15 protein-coding genes and 1 tRNA gene are annotated in these 15,320 nt (G+C 72.7%); 9 read left to right on the forward strand and 7 right to left on the reverse strand.

The window, feature by feature from the left end:
• Positions 1–49: 49 nt before the first annotated feature.
• The 3 genes from IE286_RS09355 to IE286_RS09365 all read right to left on the reverse strand — a co-directional run bounded on the left by IE286_RS09355 (position 50) and on the right by IE286_RS09365 (position 2,853).
• Complete coding sequence (locus IE286_RS09355; RefSeq protein ID WP_189796162.1) at positions 50–781, reverse strand: nucleotidyltransferase family protein; 732 nt, start codon at positions 779–781, stop codon at positions 50–52.
• 188 nt (positions 782–969) lie between these two features.
• On the reverse strand, positions 970–1,419 hold the full coding sequence (locus IE286_RS09360; RefSeq protein ID WP_189796163.1) for a hypothetical protein: 450 nt from the start codon (positions 1,417–1,419) through the stop codon (positions 970–972).
• Between the two features lie 297 nt (positions 1,420–1,716).
• Positions 1,717–2,853, reverse strand: coding sequence for an ABC transporter ATP-binding protein (locus IE286_RS09365; RefSeq protein WP_189796164.1), 1,137 nt, complete (start codon positions 2,851–2,853; stop codon positions 1,717–1,719).
• A 244-nt stretch (positions 2,854–3,097) separates the two neighbouring features.
• Between IE286_RS09365 and IE286_RS09370 the strand changes: the two genes are divergently transcribed.
• Positions 3,098–3,171, forward strand: a tRNA-Thr gene (locus tag IE286_RS09370).
• Between the two features lie 209 nt (positions 3,172–3,380).
• Here IE286_RS09370 and IE286_RS09375 read toward each other — a convergent pair.
• On the reverse strand, positions 3,381–5,030 hold the full coding sequence (locus IE286_RS09375) for an FAD-dependent oxidoreductase (RefSeq protein WP_189796165.1): 1,650 nt from the start codon (positions 5,028–5,030) through the stop codon (positions 3,381–3,383).
• A 412-nt stretch (positions 5,031–5,442) separates the two neighbouring features.
• Here IE286_RS09375 and IE286_RS09380 point away from each other — a divergent pair, with 412 nt between their 5' ends.
• The 7 genes from IE286_RS09380 to IE286_RS09410 all read left to right on the forward strand — a co-directional run bounded on the left by IE286_RS09380 (position 5,443) and on the right by IE286_RS09410 (position 10,803).
• On the forward strand, positions 5,443–6,576 hold the full coding sequence (locus IE286_RS09380; protein WP_189796166.1) for a SchA/CurD-like domain-containing protein: 1,134 nt from the start codon (positions 5,443–5,445) through the stop codon (positions 6,574–6,576).
• Positions 6,577–6,649: 73 nt separating this feature from the next.
• Positions 6,650–7,105, forward strand: a complete 456-nt coding sequence (locus tag IE286_RS09385) for a cupin domain-containing protein (RefSeq protein WP_229862179.1) — start codon at positions 6,650–6,652, stop codon at positions 7,103–7,105.
• On the forward strand, positions 7,102–8,370 hold the full coding sequence (locus IE286_RS09390) for a beta-ketoacyl-[acyl-carrier-protein] synthase family protein (protein ID WP_189796167.1): 1,269 nt from the start codon (positions 7,102–7,104) through the stop codon (positions 8,368–8,370). Before IE286_RS09385 ends, IE286_RS09390 begins: the two co-directional genes overlap by 4 nt.
• Positions 8,367–9,605 carry a beta-ketoacyl synthase N-terminal-like domain-containing protein gene (locus IE286_RS09395; RefSeq protein ID WP_189796168.1) on the forward strand — a complete coding sequence of 413 codons (1,239 nt, stop codon included), beginning with the start codon at positions 8,367–8,369 and terminating at the stop codon, positions 9,603–9,605. The genes IE286_RS09390 and IE286_RS09395 overlap by 4 nt, the downstream gene beginning before the upstream one ends.
• A gap of 85 nt (positions 9,606–9,690) precedes the next feature.
• The gene (locus tag IE286_RS09400) at positions 9,691–9,948 is read left to right on the forward strand and encodes an acyl carrier protein (RefSeq protein WP_189796169.1); all 258 of its coding nucleotides are present in this window, start codon (positions 9,691–9,693) and stop codon (positions 9,946–9,948) included.
• A 2-nt stretch (positions 9,949–9,950) separates the two neighbouring features.
• Positions 9,951–10,439, forward strand: a complete 489-nt coding sequence (locus IE286_RS09405; protein ID WP_189796170.1) for an SRPBCC family protein — start codon at positions 9,951–9,953, stop codon at positions 10,437–10,439.
• A 31-nt stretch (positions 10,440–10,470) separates the two neighbouring features.
• Positions 10,471–10,803, forward strand: coding sequence for a TcmI family type II polyketide cyclase (locus IE286_RS09410; protein WP_189796171.1), 333 nt, complete (start codon positions 10,471–10,473; stop codon positions 10,801–10,803).
• 120 nt (positions 10,804–10,923) lie between these two features.
• Here the strand turns inward: IE286_RS09410 and IE286_RS09415 are convergent, their stop codons facing one another.
• The 3 genes from IE286_RS09415 to IE286_RS09425 form a co-directional block, all read right to left on the reverse strand.
• On the reverse strand, positions 10,924–11,961 hold the full coding sequence (locus IE286_RS09415) for a methyltransferase (protein WP_189796172.1): 1,038 nt from the start codon (positions 11,959–11,961) through the stop codon (positions 10,924–10,926).
• 74 nt (positions 11,962–12,035) lie between these two features.
• Complete coding sequence (locus IE286_RS09420; RefSeq protein WP_189796173.1) at positions 12,036–13,094, reverse strand: right-handed parallel beta-helix repeat-containing protein; 1,059 nt, start codon at positions 13,092–13,094, stop codon at positions 12,036–12,038.
• 245 nt (positions 13,095–13,339) lie between these two features.
• Positions 13,340–13,840: a hypothetical protein gene (locus tag IE286_RS09425; protein WP_189796174.1), complete on the reverse strand. Its 501-nt coding sequence runs from the start codon at positions 13,838–13,840 to the stop codon at positions 13,340–13,342.
• A 7-nt stretch (positions 13,841–13,847) separates the two neighbouring features.
• Here IE286_RS09425 and IE286_RS09430 point away from each other — a divergent pair, with 7 nt between their 5' ends.
• On the forward strand, positions 13,848–15,305 hold the full coding sequence (locus IE286_RS09430) for a M1 family metallopeptidase (protein ID WP_189796278.1): 1,458 nt from the start codon (positions 13,848–13,850) through the stop codon (positions 15,303–15,305).
• Positions 15,306–15,320 lie beyond the last annotated feature (15 nt).

Raw genomic sequence — 15,320 nt, forward strand, 5'->3', positions numbered from 1 at the left:
GTCCGCACCGGCCGGTGCGGACCCCCGTCGCGGTCGCTTGCGCGCGTGCTCAGCGGGTGAGGGCGGCCAGCTCCTTCGCGGCCTGAGACAGGTCCTTCGCGGTGTCGATGGCCCGCCAGTAGGCGCCCTGCGGGATCGGGAACCCCGCCAGCCGCCGCTCGCGGGCCAGCCGCGGGAACGTGGTGCGCTCGTGGTCGCCCCGCTCCGGCAGCAGGTCGGCGAACCGGGGCGCGAACACGTACACGCCCGCGTTGATCTCGACCGTGGACGGCGGGGCCTCGATGAAGTCCGTGACATGACCGAAGCCGTCGGTCCGCACGGCACCCCACGGGATGCGCGGCCGGGCCAGCGCGAGCGTGGCCAGCGCGTCCCGCTCGGTGTGGAAGTCCGCCATGTCGCGCAGCGAGAAACGGGTCCAGATGTCGCCGTTCGTGGCGTACCAGGCCTGGTCCGGGCGGGGCAGACGGGCGGCGGCGAAGCGCAGGGCGCCGCCGCGGCCGAGCGGTTCGGGCTCCACCACGGTGGTGACCTTCGCCGGCAGCGTCGCGGAGGCCAGCCAGTCCTGCAGGACCTCGGCGAGGTGGCCGCAGGAGACCACCACATCGGTGACGCCCTCCTCGGCCAGCCAGGCGATCTGGTGACCGATGATCGGCACGCCCGTGCCGGGGATCTCGACCATCGGCTTGGGCCGGTCGTCGGTGTAGGGGCGCAGCCGGGACCCCTGGCCACCGGCGAGGATGACGGCTTGAGTGGGGCGCAGCGCCGCGTTCGGATGGGTCATGGCCGCACTTTACGTGCCGGCCGCCCGCCGGCCGTGGCGGTCGGCGCCGGTGGGCCGCACAGCGGTGGGAGCGGGCCGTCCAGCCAAACGCCCCGCCGGGAGATGCGGCGGGGCGGGAGCGGAGGAAGAAGGGGGCGTCGGGCACTGGTCGCCGGACAGCACGGGCCGGCGCGGTGTGCCGCGGGCCGTCAGCTGTGGGCGGCCATGACGCCGGAGGCGAAGGAGGTGTCGCAGACCGGACGGGCGTAGGACTGGGCGCGGGAGGGGCCGTAGATGCGGACCGCGGCGCGCCCGAGGGTGCGGGCGATGGAGGCGCAGTGCCGGGCCAGCGCGGGACGGCCGTTGACCGCCTCCTGCAGATGGGTGAGCGCCACGCCCGGGTCCTTCTCCTGCAGTTCCGTCAGCAGACGGTCGCGCAGCACGTCCTGCGGGGCGCGGGAGCGGCCCGAGGGTCCGGCCACGGACGCCTCGGACGCGGTGAGCACCGAGTTCGACGGGTTCCCCGACCAGTTCACTCGGGTGACCGCGAGGGTCCCGGAGAGCACCAGGACGACGGGCAGGACGAGGGCGAGGGAGCGGCCGATCCGGCGGGCGGGGCCCCGGCCGCGTCGCGTGGTGTGGGTGGTGGAGTGCTTCACGCGTCGCAGCGTAGCCCCTGGTAATGATTTGGCGACATTTGGTCACCTTTTCGAGGGATGGGCGGGAGCGGGTTCCGGGGCGTCGTGTTGACGAACGCGGCTCGAAATGTTCCCGTGCACCGGGGGTTCAGCGGGCATGCGGAAGGGCCCCGTGGCTGTTCACGGGGCCCTTCTTCGCGGATCGGGTCAAGCGTCCGGAGGCATTCCGGGTTTCAGCCGTAAGGCGTCAGCAGGACGGGGGACGTGGCGTGCCCTCCGCGCCCGACGAGCCCGCCGGACCGCGCGGTGCGGCCGGCGTCAGTCGGACAGCCGCTCCCCCGTCGAGGTGGAGAACACGTGGGTCTCGCCCGGCCGCGGCACCACGTGCAGCGTGGAGCCCTTCTCCGGCACCGCGCGGCTGTCGACGCGGACCACCAGCTCCTTGCTCTCGCCGCCGACCTCGACGGTGCCGTAGACATAGGCGTCGGCGCCGGTCTCCTCGACCACGGTGACGGAGACGGCGAGACCGGCCGGGGCGTCGGCGCTGTCCTTGGACAGCGAGGAGGACGCGGAGCCGCCCTCGCCGACCACCTCGAAGTGCTCGGGGCGGACGCCGACGGTGACGGTGCGGTCGCCCTTGTCCGCGGCGGCCTTGACCGCCTCGCGGTTGACCGGCACCACGCTGTTGCCGAACTTCACACCGCCGTCGGTGATCGGCACCTCGACCAGGTTCATCGCGGGCGAGCCGATGAAGCCGGCGACGAAGAGGTTGGCCGGCTTGTCGTACATGTGGCGCGGGGTGTCCACCTGCTGGAGCACACCGTCCTTGAGCACGGCCACCCGGTCGCCCATGGTCATGGCCTCGACCTGGTCGTGGGTGACGTACACGGTGGTGATGCCCAGGCGGCGCTGCAGTGAGGCGATCTGGGTACGGGTGGACACGCGGAGCTTGGCGTCCAGGTTGGACAGCGGCTCGTCCATGAGGAAGACCTGCGGCTCGCGCACGATCGCGCGGCCCATCGCGACACGCTGGCGCTGACCACCGGAGAGCGCCTTCGGCTTGCGGTCCAGGTACTGCGTCAGGTCGAGGATCTTCGCGGCCTCCTCGACCTTCTTGCGGATCTCCGCCTTCGGCACACCGGCGATCTTGAGCGCGAAGCCCATGTTGTCGGCGACCGTCATGTGCGGGTAGAGCGCGTAGTTCTGGAACACCATGGCGATGTCCCGGTCCTTCGGCGGCAGGTGGGTGACGTCGCGGTCACCGATGCGGATGGCGCCGGAGTTGACGTCCTCCAGTCCCGCCAGCATGCGCAGCGAGGTCGACTTGCCGCAGCCGGACGGGCCGACCAGGACGAGGAATTCGCCGTCCGCGATGTCGATGTCGAGCGCGTCGACGGCGGGCTTCTCGGCACCCGGGTAGATGCGGGTCGCCTTGTCGAACTGGACAGTGGCCATGGTGTGGGCCCCCTTCTACCGGCAGGAACGTGCCGGACGATCCGTTGTAGGAAGGTGGATGCCACGACGGATGTGCCGTTGTGGTGTGGTGTAGTCCACACGTGTGAACTGGCACAGGACGGTACCTGGCGTTCACCTGGTCTGTCAGTACGTGAGAGCCCGTGAACTTCGCGGGAATTCTCGGCGAGGCCGTGCGGCGGGCTGGGTACACTGCACGGGCACGGCGCTGTGCGCCGGTGCACTCGCCTCCTTAGCTCAGCTGGTCAGAGCAGCTGTCTTGTAAACAGCAGGTCGTCGGTTCGAATCCGACAGGAGGCTTCGGACGACGAAGGCCACCCCGGGCGGGGTGGCCTTTGTCACAGGCGCCGGCACAGGTCCGTCACAGGTGCCGGCACAGGTCCGTCACAGGTGCCGGCACAGGTCCGTCACAGGTGCCGGCACAGGTCCGTCACAGGCGCCGGCACAGGTCCGGCACAGGTGCAGGCGGACGGGCCGGCGCGGTCGTCCTGCCGGGCCCGTGTGCGGGGTCAGTTGCTGCGCAGCACGGCCGTCAGGACCGTGCGCAGGGTGCCTTCCGGGTCGGGGTCGGCGCCGGGCGCGCGCCAGGCGACGAAACCGTCGGGGCGGACGAGGACCGCCCCGTCGGTGCTGATGCCGTGGGCGCGGGCCCAGTCGTATCGCTCCGCCTCGGGGCCGGCGGCGTCCTGGTCACAGGTGAGTTCCGCGCCGATGCGGTACGACTCCAGCGGGACGCCGGTCTCCTGCGCCACGCGCCGGGCCGCCGCGTGCCAGCCGGCCGAGGACCCCGCGTCGCTGAGCAGCACCGGGACGCGCTCGTACAGGTCGAGCGTGGAGATCCGGGTGCCGCTGCGGCGCAGCCACAGGTGAGGGGCGCGGGTGCCGGGCTCGCCGGTCAGGCGCAGGTCCTCCGGCACCACGTCCTGGCCGGGGTCGGCGCCGACGACGGCGCCGTCCGGGTAGCGGTAGCCGAGGACGACGTTGAGGATGCCGCCCCGCTTGCCCTCGCCGATGCCGGGGGCGGGGGCGAAGCCGGGGTGGCTGTGCTCGACGGAGCGGGCGGAGGCGCGGGCGCTGGTGGCGACGGCGACGGGACGGCGCTCGGTCTCGTAGGTCGCGAGCAGCCCCGGCCCTGCCCAGCCGGCGAGGACGGCGGCGAGCTTCCAGGCCAGGTTGTGGGCGTCCTGGATGCCGGTGTTGGAGCCGAAGGCGCCGGTGGGGGACATCTCGTGCGCGGAGTCGCCGGCGAGGAAGACCCGGCCGTCACAGTACCGGTCGGCGACGCGTTCGGCGGCGCGCCAGGACGCCTTTCCGGTGATCTCGACGTCGAGGTCCGGGACGCCGACGGCGCGGCGGATGTGGCGCTGGAGGCGGTCCTCGGTGAACTCCTCCAGGGTCTCTCCGCGCTCGGGGTGCCAGGGGGCGTGGAAGACCCAGTGCTCCTTGTTGTCGATGGGCAGCAGGGCGCCGTCGGCCTCGGGGTCGGTGAGATAGCAGCAGATGAAGCGGCGGTCGCCGACGACGTCGGCGAGCAGCTTGGAGCGGAAGGTGACGCTGACGTTGGCGAACAGGTCGCCCGGGCCGCTGTGTCCGATGCCGAGCCGGCGCCGCACGGGGCTGCGCGGGCCGTCGGCGGCGACCAGGTAGTCCGCCCGGACGGTGAAGCGCTCGTCACGGCCGCGGTCCAGCACGACGGCCGTCACCCCGTCGGCGTCCTGCTCGAAGGACTCCAGCTCGTGGGAGAAGCGCACGTCGCCGCCGAGCGCCCGGGCGCCCTTGAGCAGCACGGGCTCCAGGTCGTTCTGGCTGCACAGGCACCAGCCGGTGGGGCTGAACCTGGCCAGGCCGCCGCCCGGGTCGATGTGCTTGAACAGCCATTCCCCGGCGTCGCCGACCAGGGTCCGGGTCTGCAGGATGCCGTGGTTGCCGGCGAGCAGGGCCGCGGCCTGCTTGATGTCGGGCTCGATGCCGGCGACCCGGTACAGCTCCATGGTGCGCACATTGTTGCCGCGTCCACGGGGGTGGACGGACGTGTCGGAGTGACGCTCGACCAGCAGGTGCGGCACGCCGAGACGGCCGAGGAACAGTGACGTGGACAGGCCCACCAGGGAGCCGCCGACGATCAGGACGGGTACCCGGTGGTCGGCTTCTTGGTGCATCGATGCCTCCAGGTGCGGGGTGCGGGGTGCGGGATGTGGGCGCATCCCTGTTTCCATGCCCGGTGCGGGCCCGGGCGGCATGCGTTCGCGGGACTGTTCACCCGTCTGATCACCCACGTGGTGCACACGAGTCGCGCACCGACCCCGGCGGGCACAGGATCGAGATCACGCTGACGTCGCGTCACGCGCGCCGACGCTTTCCGCCGGGCCGTGACGTCCCGTCAGGCCCTGTCCGTCACGAGACCCCGTCCCCACGACCCGTCCGTCACGAGACACCGTCCGAACGACCCGTCCGTAACGAGACCCCGTCCGCACGACCCGTCCACGACCCGACCCGTCCCCGCCGGCTCGCCGGCCTCCACCCCACCAGCCCCGTCCGTGCCCGCCCGTTCCGGCAAGGAGACGTACCGCAATGACCGCCCTCACCGAGCGTGCCCCTCGAACCGTCCAGCAGCAGTCCGCCAAACGTGTCTCCCAGTCCGTCTTCGACGGCTCCCGGCTTCGTGTGGTGCTGCTGGTGGACGTCTACGACGGCGCCCAGCAGCAGTTCCTGGAGGCCTACGAAGAGATGGGCAAGCAGGTCGCGTCCGTGCCCGGGCACATCAGCGACCAGCTGTGCCAGTCCATCGAGAACCCCTCCCAGTGGCTGATCACCAGCGAGTGGGAGAGCGCCCCGCCGTTCCTGGCGTGGGTCAACAGCGAGGAGCACGTGCGCACGGTGCGGCCGATGCACAGCTGCATCCGCGACACCCGTTCGCTGCGGTTCCACGTCGTGCGCGAGATGGGCCGCGGGCTCGACGAGGCGGAGGCCGGGCGGCGGCTGCAGACCTCGCCGCGCATCGGCGACGGGGTGATCCGCCACGCCCTGACCTTCACCGTCCAGCCGGGCAGCGAGGACAAGGTCGCCGAGATCCTCGCCGGGTACGACTCGCCCGAGTCCCGCGTGGACGACACCACCCGGCTGTGCCGGACCTCGCTGTTCATGCACGGCAACCGGGTGGTGCGCGCCATCGAGGTGCGCGGCGACCTGCTGGCCGCGCTGCGGCACGTGGCCCGGCAGCCGGAGATCCGGGCGGTGGAGGAGCAGATCAACCCGTACCTGGAACAGGAGCGGGACTTCACCGACGAGGAGTCCGTACGGGTCTTCTTCACCCGGGCGGCGCTGCCCGCCGTGCACCACGTGACGACCGGTCAGGACGATGTGCCGGCCGAGCGGCAGGCGCTGTACTACCCGGCCCGCCCCGGCATGGGCATGAAGCTCGCGGAGCTGCTGGCCCGGGAGGCCGAGCGGGCCGCCGACGACCCGGCGGGCCCGGTGCTGCGCAGCACGGTCTACGAGCGCAACGACGTGGTCGTCCGCCTCCTCGACGTGCGGGCGGGCCAGGAACTGCAGCCCGCGGCCGCGCTGGGCCTCGCGGACCCGGCGCAGGTGGCGCAGCTGACCTGCCTGCTGGACGAGGACGCGGCGCAGAAGGACGGCGACCTGACCCGGCTGCTGTCGCTGGCCCGGATGCGGCTCGTCACCGACCGCCGGGCCGAGGCGTGAGCCCCGGCACCGTCCGCGCCCCCGCGAACCGATCCGCTTCGTGCCGACCCACCACACCACCGGAGGAGACGTCGTGATCAAACCCCGACCCAGAATCGTGGACCTCAGCGACATCGAGCCCAACGTCAAGCGCGGAGGCGACCTGCGCGCCATGCTCACCCCGGCCACGGTCGGCTCCACCAGCGGCTTCATGGGCGTGGCCATCGTGCAGCCGGGCGACCGCATCGGCGAGCACTACCACCCCTACTCCGAGGAGTTCGTGTACGTCGTCTGCGGCGATCTGGAGGTGGACCTGGACGGCGAGCCGCATCCGCTGCGGCCGGAGCAGGGCCTGATGATCCCCGCCTACACCCGCCACCGGTTCCGCAACGTGGGCAACGTGGAGGCGCGCATCGTCTTCCACCTCGGTCCGCTGGCCCCGCGCCCGCAGCTCGGCCACGTCGACACCGAGGGCACTCAGACCGTCCCGGTGAGCGCGGCGCGGGCGGCGGAACCGGAACCGGCCGGTGCCTCGGAGGTCCGGTCATGACCAGGCGGGTCGCGGTCACCGGCATAGGCGTGGTGGCGCCCGGCGGCATAGGCGCCGACGCGTTCTGGGACCTGCTGGCGAACGGGCGCACCGCGACACGCGGCATCACCTTCTTCGACCCGGCGGGCCTGCGCTCCCGCATAGCCGCCGAGTGCGACTTCGACCCGGTGGCGGCGGGACTGAGCGAGGAGCAGATCCAACGCTGCGACCGCTACATCCAGTTCGCGCTGGTCGCCGGCGAGGAGGCGGTGCGGGACGCGGGGCTGGACCTGACCCGGGTCAACCCCTGGCGGGTCGCGGTCTCGCTGGGCACCGCCGTCGGCGGGACCACCCGGCTGGAGAGCGACTACGTGCTGGTCAGCCACCACGGCGAGCGCTGGGAGGTGGACCACGAACGGGCCCGGCCGCATCTGGAGCGGGCGTTCACGCCGAGCACGCTGGCCTCGACGGTGGCCGAACGGTTCGGGGCGCGCGGCCCGGTGCAGACGGTGTCCACGGGCTGCACCTCCGGCCTCGACGCGGTCGGGTACGCGCTGTACACGGTGCAGGAGGGGCGGGCCGACATCTGCATAGCCGGCGCGTCGGACTCGCCGATATCCCCGATCACGATGGCGTGCTTCGACGCGATCAAGGCGACCAGCCCGAACAACGACGACCCCGAGCACGCCTCGCGGCCCTTCGACAACGACCGTGACGGGTTCGTCATGGGCGAGGGCGGCGCGGTGCTGGTGCTGGAGGAACTGGAGCACGCACGGGCCCGCGGCGCGCGCGTCTACTGCGAGCTGAGCGGCTACGCCACCTTCGGCAACGCCTACCACATGACCGGTCTGACCAGCGAGGGTGTGGAGATGGCGCGGGCCATCGAGCAGGCCCTGGACCACGCCCGGCTGGACGGCTCGGCGATCGACTACGTCAACGCGCACGGCTCCGGCACCCGGCAGAACGACCGGCACGAGACGGCCGCGGTCAAGCGGGCGCTGGGGCACCACGCCTACGAGACGCCCATGAGCTCCATCAAGTCGATGGTGGGCCACTCGCTGGGCGCGATCGGGGCGATCGAGGTGGCAGCGTGCGTGCTGGCCATGGCCCACCAGGTGGTACCGCCCACCGCGAACTACGAGACCCCCGATCCCGAGTGCGACCTGGACTACGTCCCGCGGGTGGCCCGCGAGCGGCGGCTGGATGCCGTGCTGTCGGTGGGCAGCGGCTTCGGCGGGTTCCAGTCCGCGGTGATCCTGACCCGGCCGAGGGAGAGGTCATCATGAGCGCGCCTGGCACACGGCGGGCGGTGGTCACCGGCATCGGTGTCGTCGCCCCCAACGGAACCACTGCCGAGACGTTCTGGAAGGCCACCCAGGAGGGCGTGACCGTCCTGGACCGCATCACCCGCGAGGGCTGCGGGCAGCTGCCGCTGAAGGTGGCCGGGCAGGTGCCGTCCTTCGACGCGTCGGCGGTGATCGAGGAGCGGATCCTCGTCCAGACCGACCGGTTCACCCACTTCGCGCTGGCGGCGGCCGACGAGGCGCTTCAGGACGCCCGGCTCGGCCGGGCCGACACCGAGGGCGCCCCGTTCTCGGCGGGCGTGGTCACCGCGGCCGGATCCGGCGGCGGCGAGTTCGGCCAGCGGGAGCTGCAGAAGCTGTGGGGCAAGGGCAGCCGCTACGTCGGCCCCTGGCAGTCCATCGCCTGGTTCTACGCGGCCAGCACCGGCCAGATCTCCATCCGGCGCGGCTTCAAGGGGCCGTGCTCGGTGGTGGCCGCCGACGAGGCGGGCGGCCTGGACGCCCTGGCGCACGCGGCCCGGGCCGTGGCCCGCGGCACCGACGTCCTCGTGGCGGGATCGACCGAGGCGCCGCTCGCGCCGTACTCGATGGTGTGTCAGCTCGGTTACGGCGAGCTGAGCCCGGTGACCGATCCGCAGCGCGCCTATCGCCCCTTCACCGGCGACGCCTCGGGTTTCGTGCCCGCGGAGGGCGGCGCGATGCTCGTCGTGGAGGACGAGCGGGCGGCCCGGGCGCGGGGCGTGCCGGTGCGGGCGGTGATCGCCGGGCACGCGGCGACGTTCACCGGCGCCGGCCGCTGGGAGCTGTCCCGGCAGGGCCTGGCGGAGGCCATCCGCGGCGCCCTGGCCCAGGCCGGCTGCGCGCCCGAGGAGGTCGACGTCGTCTTCGCCGACGCGCTCGGGACGCCGCAGGCGGACCGGGCGGAGGCCCTCGCCATCGCCGACGCGCTGGGCGCCCACGGCCGGCAGGTGCCCGTGACGGCGCCGAAGACCGGCATCGGACGGGCGTACTGCGCGGCGCCGGTGCTGGACGCGGCGGCCGCGGTGCTCGCCCTGGAGCACGGCCTGATCCCGCCCACCCCGAACGTCGCCGACATCTGCCATGACCTCGATCTGGTGACCGGCCGTGCCCGCCCCGCACCGGTGCGCACGGCCCTGGTCCTCAGCCGGGGGCTCATGGGCTCGAACTCGGCGCTGGTGCTGCGGCACGGCGTCTGAGGATCCGCCGCCCCCGGCTCGGGGGCGGCCGGAAGCGGCCGGACGCCCTGCGGCGGCGGCCGCGCGCAGGAAGGAGAGGAACCGCATGAGTGACCGCATCACCGTGGAAGAACTGTCCGAACTCATGAAGCGGACGGCCGGGGTCACCGTCAGCCCCGAGGAGCTGGCGGAGCGGACCGACACCGCCTTCGAGGAGTTCGGCATCGACTCGCTCGGGCTGCTCGGCATCGTGGGCGAGCTGGAGAACCGGCACGGCACGCAGATGCCGCCGGACGCGGAGCACTGCAAGACCCCCCGGAAGTTCCTCGACCTCGTCAACAGCACTCTTCTGGCAGGAGCGTAGACATGGCCGGACACACCGAGAACGAGATCACCATCGCCGCGCCGGTGGACCTGGTCTGGGACATGACCAACGACGTGGAGAAGTGGCCGCAGCTGTTCAGCGAGTACGCCTCCGCTGAGATCCTGTCCCGGGACGGCGACAAGGTCACCTTCCGGCTGACCATGCACCCCGACGACAACGGCACCGTGTGGAGCTGGGTCTCCGAGCGCGAGGCGGACCGGGACACGCTCACCGTCCGGGCCCGCCGCGTCGAGACCGGGCCGTTCGATCACATGGACATCGTCTGGCGCTACGAGGAGGTACCCGGCGGCACCCGGATGGTGTGGACGCAGGACTTCGCGATGAAGCCCGAGGCACCGGTGGACGACGCCTGGATGACCGACAACATCAACAAGAACTCCAAGGTCCAGATGGCCCTGATCCGCGACAAGATCGAGAAGGCCGCGGCCGCCGCCGGGCACCGGCCCGAGCCGGCCCTGGCCGGCGAGTGAGCCGGGCGCGGAGACGAGAGGAAGAAGGCCCATGCACCAGGCCCTGATCGTGGCCCGGATGGCGCCGGGCTCCGCCCCGGACATCGCCAAGATCTTCGAGGAGTCGGACCGGGGAGAGCTGCCGCATCTGGTCGGTGTGACCCGGCGCAGTCTCTTCCAGTTCCACGACGTGTATCTGCACCTGATCGAGGCGGACCGGGACCCGGGCCCGGCCGTCGCCGCGGTGGCCGACCATCCGGAGTTCCGCGGGATCAGCGAGCGGCTCTCGGCGTACGTCAGCGCGTACGACCCGCAGACCTGGCGTTCGCCGAAGGACGCGATGGCGCACCGCTTCTACCTCTGGGAGCGCGACGGCGGCAGCTGACGCCGCCGGGCCGCCCGGCCGGGAGCGGACACGGACAACGGCCGCCGGGCCCGCGGCGCATCGCGGGCCCGGCGGCCGTCGGCCGTCCCCGGTCGGATGATCCGGGTCGTTCTTGTCCGGTCAGGCGGGGACGGTGCAGTCGAAGGCGTGCAGATAGGCGTTGACCGGGCTGATGTCGTCGATGACCAGTCCGGCCGCCCGCAGCCTGCTCACCATGGACTCGGTGGTGTGCTTGGCGCCGCCGACGTTGAGCAGCAGCAGCAGGTCCATGGCCGTGCTGAACCGCATCGACGGGGTGTCGTCGACGAGGTTCTCGATGACCACCACCCGGGCCCCGGGCCCGCCGGCCGCCATCACGTTGCGCAGGCAGCGGGCGGTGGAGTCGTCGTCCCACTCCAGGATGTTCTTGATGATGTAGACGTCGGCCTGCACGGGCACGGCCTCACGGCAGTCGCCGGGCACGATCGTCACCCGGTCGGCGAGCACACCGCCCGGCCGCAGCCGCTCGTCGGCGTGGTCGACCACGCGCGGCAGGTCCATCAGGGTGCCGTGCAGGCCGGGGTACTTCTCCAGCAGGCCGGCCACCACATGTCCCTGCCCGCCGCCGATGTCGGCGACCGACTTGGCGCCGGACAGGTCCAGCAGCGCGGCGACGTCCTGCGCGGACTGCCTGCTGGACGTCGTCATGGCCCGGTTGAAGACGTCCGCGGACTCGGGGGCGTCCTCGTTGAGGTAGACGAAGAACTCCTTGCCGTACAGGTCTTCCACGACGTTGCGGCCGCTGCGCACCGCCTCGTCCAGCTTCGGCCAGGCGTCCCAGGTCCACGGCTCGGTGCACCACAGGCAGATGTCGCGCAGGCTGCCCGGGTCGTCCTCGCGCAGCAGCCGGGACATCCCGGTGTGCGCGAAGGTGCCGTCGGGCTGCTCGGCGAAGACGCCGTAGCAGGTCAGGGCCCGCAGCAGCCGGCGCAGCGGCTTCGGCTGAACCTGCACCGCGGCGGCGAGGTCCTCGGCGCTCAGGGGGGTGTCCCCGAGCGCGTCGGCCACGCGGAGCCGGGCGGCCGCGCGCAGGGCGGCGGCACACGCCGCCCCGAACGCGAGTTCCCTCAGCCGCATGGGCGGCGGCGGAGCGGGGTGAGCGGTCTGGGCGGTCGTCATACCGCCTTCCTTCCTTCTCGTGTGGTGCTCGGAATCGGCGCGGGCGGTGGGTGCGCGCGGGCGGGATCAGGGCCTCAGCACAGGCCGACCGGGGTGGACGCCTTGCAGGTGTTGCCCTGGAAGGTGTTGCCGCTCTTGGCGTTCTCCTGGTTGACCAGGTCGGCGGGGGAGTTGTCGCGCACCGTGTTGCCGTGGACGCGGTTGCCCTCGCTGGTGGCGCCCACGAAGCTCTTGAACAGCACGATGCCGCCGGACAGCGGCGAGGTGCCGGAGTTGCCGGTGACCGTGTTGCCGGTCACCTCGGTCTTCTCCACGCCGGTCAGCACGATGCCGGAGCCCTGCAGGAAGGGCAGCCGTTCGGTCTTCGCGCAGTACTTGTTGTTCTTGGCGACCCGGTTGCCGCGCACCGTCAGATCCCCGGCCTTCGGCTTGTTCTCGTCGCCGACGACGAAGATGCCCGCGCAGTTGCCGGTCACGTCGTTGCCGGTGACGCTCACCGAGCGCAGCCGGCGCACGGTGACGCCGATCCGGTTGTTCTCCAGGCGGTTGTCGGTGATCCGGGTGCCCTTGGTGTCCGTGGCGCCCTGCTCGGCGGTGACCGTGTTGGCGAGGAACAGCCCTGCGTCACCGTTGTTCCGGGCGGTGTTCTGCCGGTACACGCTGCGGGTCGCGCGTTCCTCGGCGATGCCCCAGACCCCGTTGTCGGAGGCGGTGACGCTGCGCACGGTCAGATGGTCGGTGCCCACGGCCATCACCCCGGCGCGGGAGAAGCCGGTGACGGTCAGGTGGGAGACGGTGACGTCGCGCAGCGGGGCACCCTTGGCGCCCGCCACGCAGATCCCGTTGCCGCGCTTGCCGCACTCGTCCGCGGCCTTCTCGGCGGGCTGCAGGATCGTGCTGCTGCCCATGCCGCGCAGGGTCAGGCGCGGAGTGGTGATCTTGACGCTCTGGCGGTACCTGCCGGGCAGCACCAGGACGGTGTCGCCCGCCTTGGCGGCGTCCACCGCCTTCTGGATGGACTCGCCGGGATGCACCAGGTGGACCTTGCCGGAGGAGGTCGCGGGAGCGGCCGCGACACCGCAGCTGACGAGCGCCGCAGCGCTCAGAAGCAGGGCGATATGGCGTTTCGTCATATTCCGTACGGTATGACCCGGTTGTCCCCGGGCTGCCGGATGCGCCGTCCGGCGGCGTGTCACCGCCGCATCGGGGCCCTGCACGGCTGCGGCCCGGCGGGGCACCGCGAGCACCGCGCCGGGACACCGGCGCCCGCGGACGCCGTCACCGGGTGCCGGAGCGCACTGCGGACGACGGCGGCGCGGAGCGGGCGCCGGCCCGGGTGCCGGTGGCAGGGTGCACGATGCCCCGGGCGCGCCGGCCGTCAGGGCACGCGGGGGAAGCGGGCCTGGAGGGTCCAGATCGCCGGGTTCTCGCCCAGGTCCTCGTGCAGGTCCACCAGGTCCGCGATCAGGTCGTGCAGGAAGTCGCGGGCCTCGCGGCGCAGCTCGCGGTGGGAGAAGGTCAGCGGGGGCTGTCCGGCGGGCATCCAGTCGGCCTCGATGTCCACCCAGCCGAAGCGGCGCTCGAACAGCATGCGGTCGGCGGACTCGGTGAAGTCCAGCTCGGCCCGCTGCGGGCGCGCGGCGCGCGAGCCCGCCGGGTCCCGGTCCAGCCGCTCCACGATGTCGCACAGCGCCCACGCGAAGTCCAGCACCGGCACCCAGCCCCAGGCCGTGGCCAGCTCCCGGTCGGACTCGGTGTCGGCCAGGTAGACGTCGCCGCAGAACAGGTCGTGCCGCAGCGCGTGGACGTCCGCGCGGCGGTAGTCCGTCTGCGGCGGGTCGGGGAAGCGGGTGGAGAGGGCGTAGCCGATGTCGAGCACGCCCACGATGGTGTCACGGCCGCCGCTTAGGATCGCACGCGTGTGCCGATCTGCCCCGGTTGTCCGGACCGCTGTCCGCCGCTGTGCCCGGCGTGCCCTGAGCGCCGTCGCGGCCACCGCCCTGCTCGCCCTGGCCGCGGTGGCCTGCGGCGGCGTGCACGGCCGGCCCGGCGGCTACGGTCTGCGCGATGCGTACTTCCCCAAGGCCGGCAACGGCGGCTACGACGTGAGCCACTACGGCCTCACCCTCGCCTACGACCCGGCCGGCGGCCGGCTCACCGGCACCGCGGTGATCACCGCCCGCGCCACCGCCGACCTGTCCGCCTTCGACCTGGACCTGAGCGGTCTGCACGTGACCTCCGTGACGGTCGGCGGGCGGGGCGCCCGCCTCCACCGGGCCGGCCAGGAGCTGACCGTCCGGCCGCACGACGAGCTGCGCCGGGGCGACAGGTTCGAGGTGACCGTCCGCTACGCGGGCACCCCGCGGACCGTCACCGACCCCGACGGCTCCCAGGAGGGCTGGCTGCCCACCGCCGACGGCGCCCTCGCCCTCGGCGAACCGGTGGGCGCGATGGCCTGGTTCCCGGGCAACCACCATCCCTCGGACAAGGCCGCCTACGACGTCACGGTCACCGTGCCGAAAGGCCTGCAGGCCGTCTCCAACGGCCAGTTGACGAGCGAGACCAGCAGCGGGGACAGGACGACGTTCCGCTGGCGCACCGCCGAGCCGATGGCGAGCTATCTGGCCACCCTGGCCGTCGGCCACTACGAGATCAGCCGCCCGGTGCTGCCCGGCGGCCTGCCGGCGTACGTCGCCGTCGACCCCGCCGAGGCCGCGGCGAGCCGAAAAGCGCTCGCCCGGCTCCCCGAGGTCATGCGGTGGGCCGAGGACACCTTCGGCCCGTACCCGTTCGCCTCCGCCGGGGTGATCGTGGAGCGGCCCGGGGACGCCGGGTACGCCCTGGAGGCCCAGACCCGGCCGGTCTTCCCCGGCGCCCCCGAGCCGTCCACCCTGGTCCACGAACTCTCCCACCAGTGGTACGGCGACTCGGTCACCCCGAGGACCTGGCGGGACATGTGGCTCAACGAGGGGTTCGCCACCTACGCGGAGTGGCTGTGGGACGAGGACCACGGCGGCCCCACCGCCCAGCAGCGGTTCGACGCGCTGTACCGGTCGGACGACGAGGACCTGTGGGACTTTCCGCCGGGCGATCCCCCCGACGCGGCCCGCCTGGCCTCCCGGCCCGTCTACGACCGCGGCGCCATGGTGCTGCACCTGGTGCGCCGCGCCGTCGGCGACAGCGTCTTCCGCTCCCTGCTCAAGGACTGGGCGGCCGCCCACCGTCATGGCAACGCCGGCACACAGGACTTCACGGCGTTCGTGGAGCGGCGGGCGCCGGGCGCGGACCTCGGCCCGGTCTGGCGCGACTGGCTGTACGGGGAGGGGAAACCGGCGTATCCCTGAGCGGTTGTGCGCGCC

The organism is Streptomyces thermodiastaticus, assembly GCF_014656135.1.
GTDB classification, from domain to species: domain Bacteria; phylum Actinomycetota; class Actinomycetes; order Streptomycetales; family Streptomycetaceae; genus Streptomyces; species Streptomyces thermodiastaticus.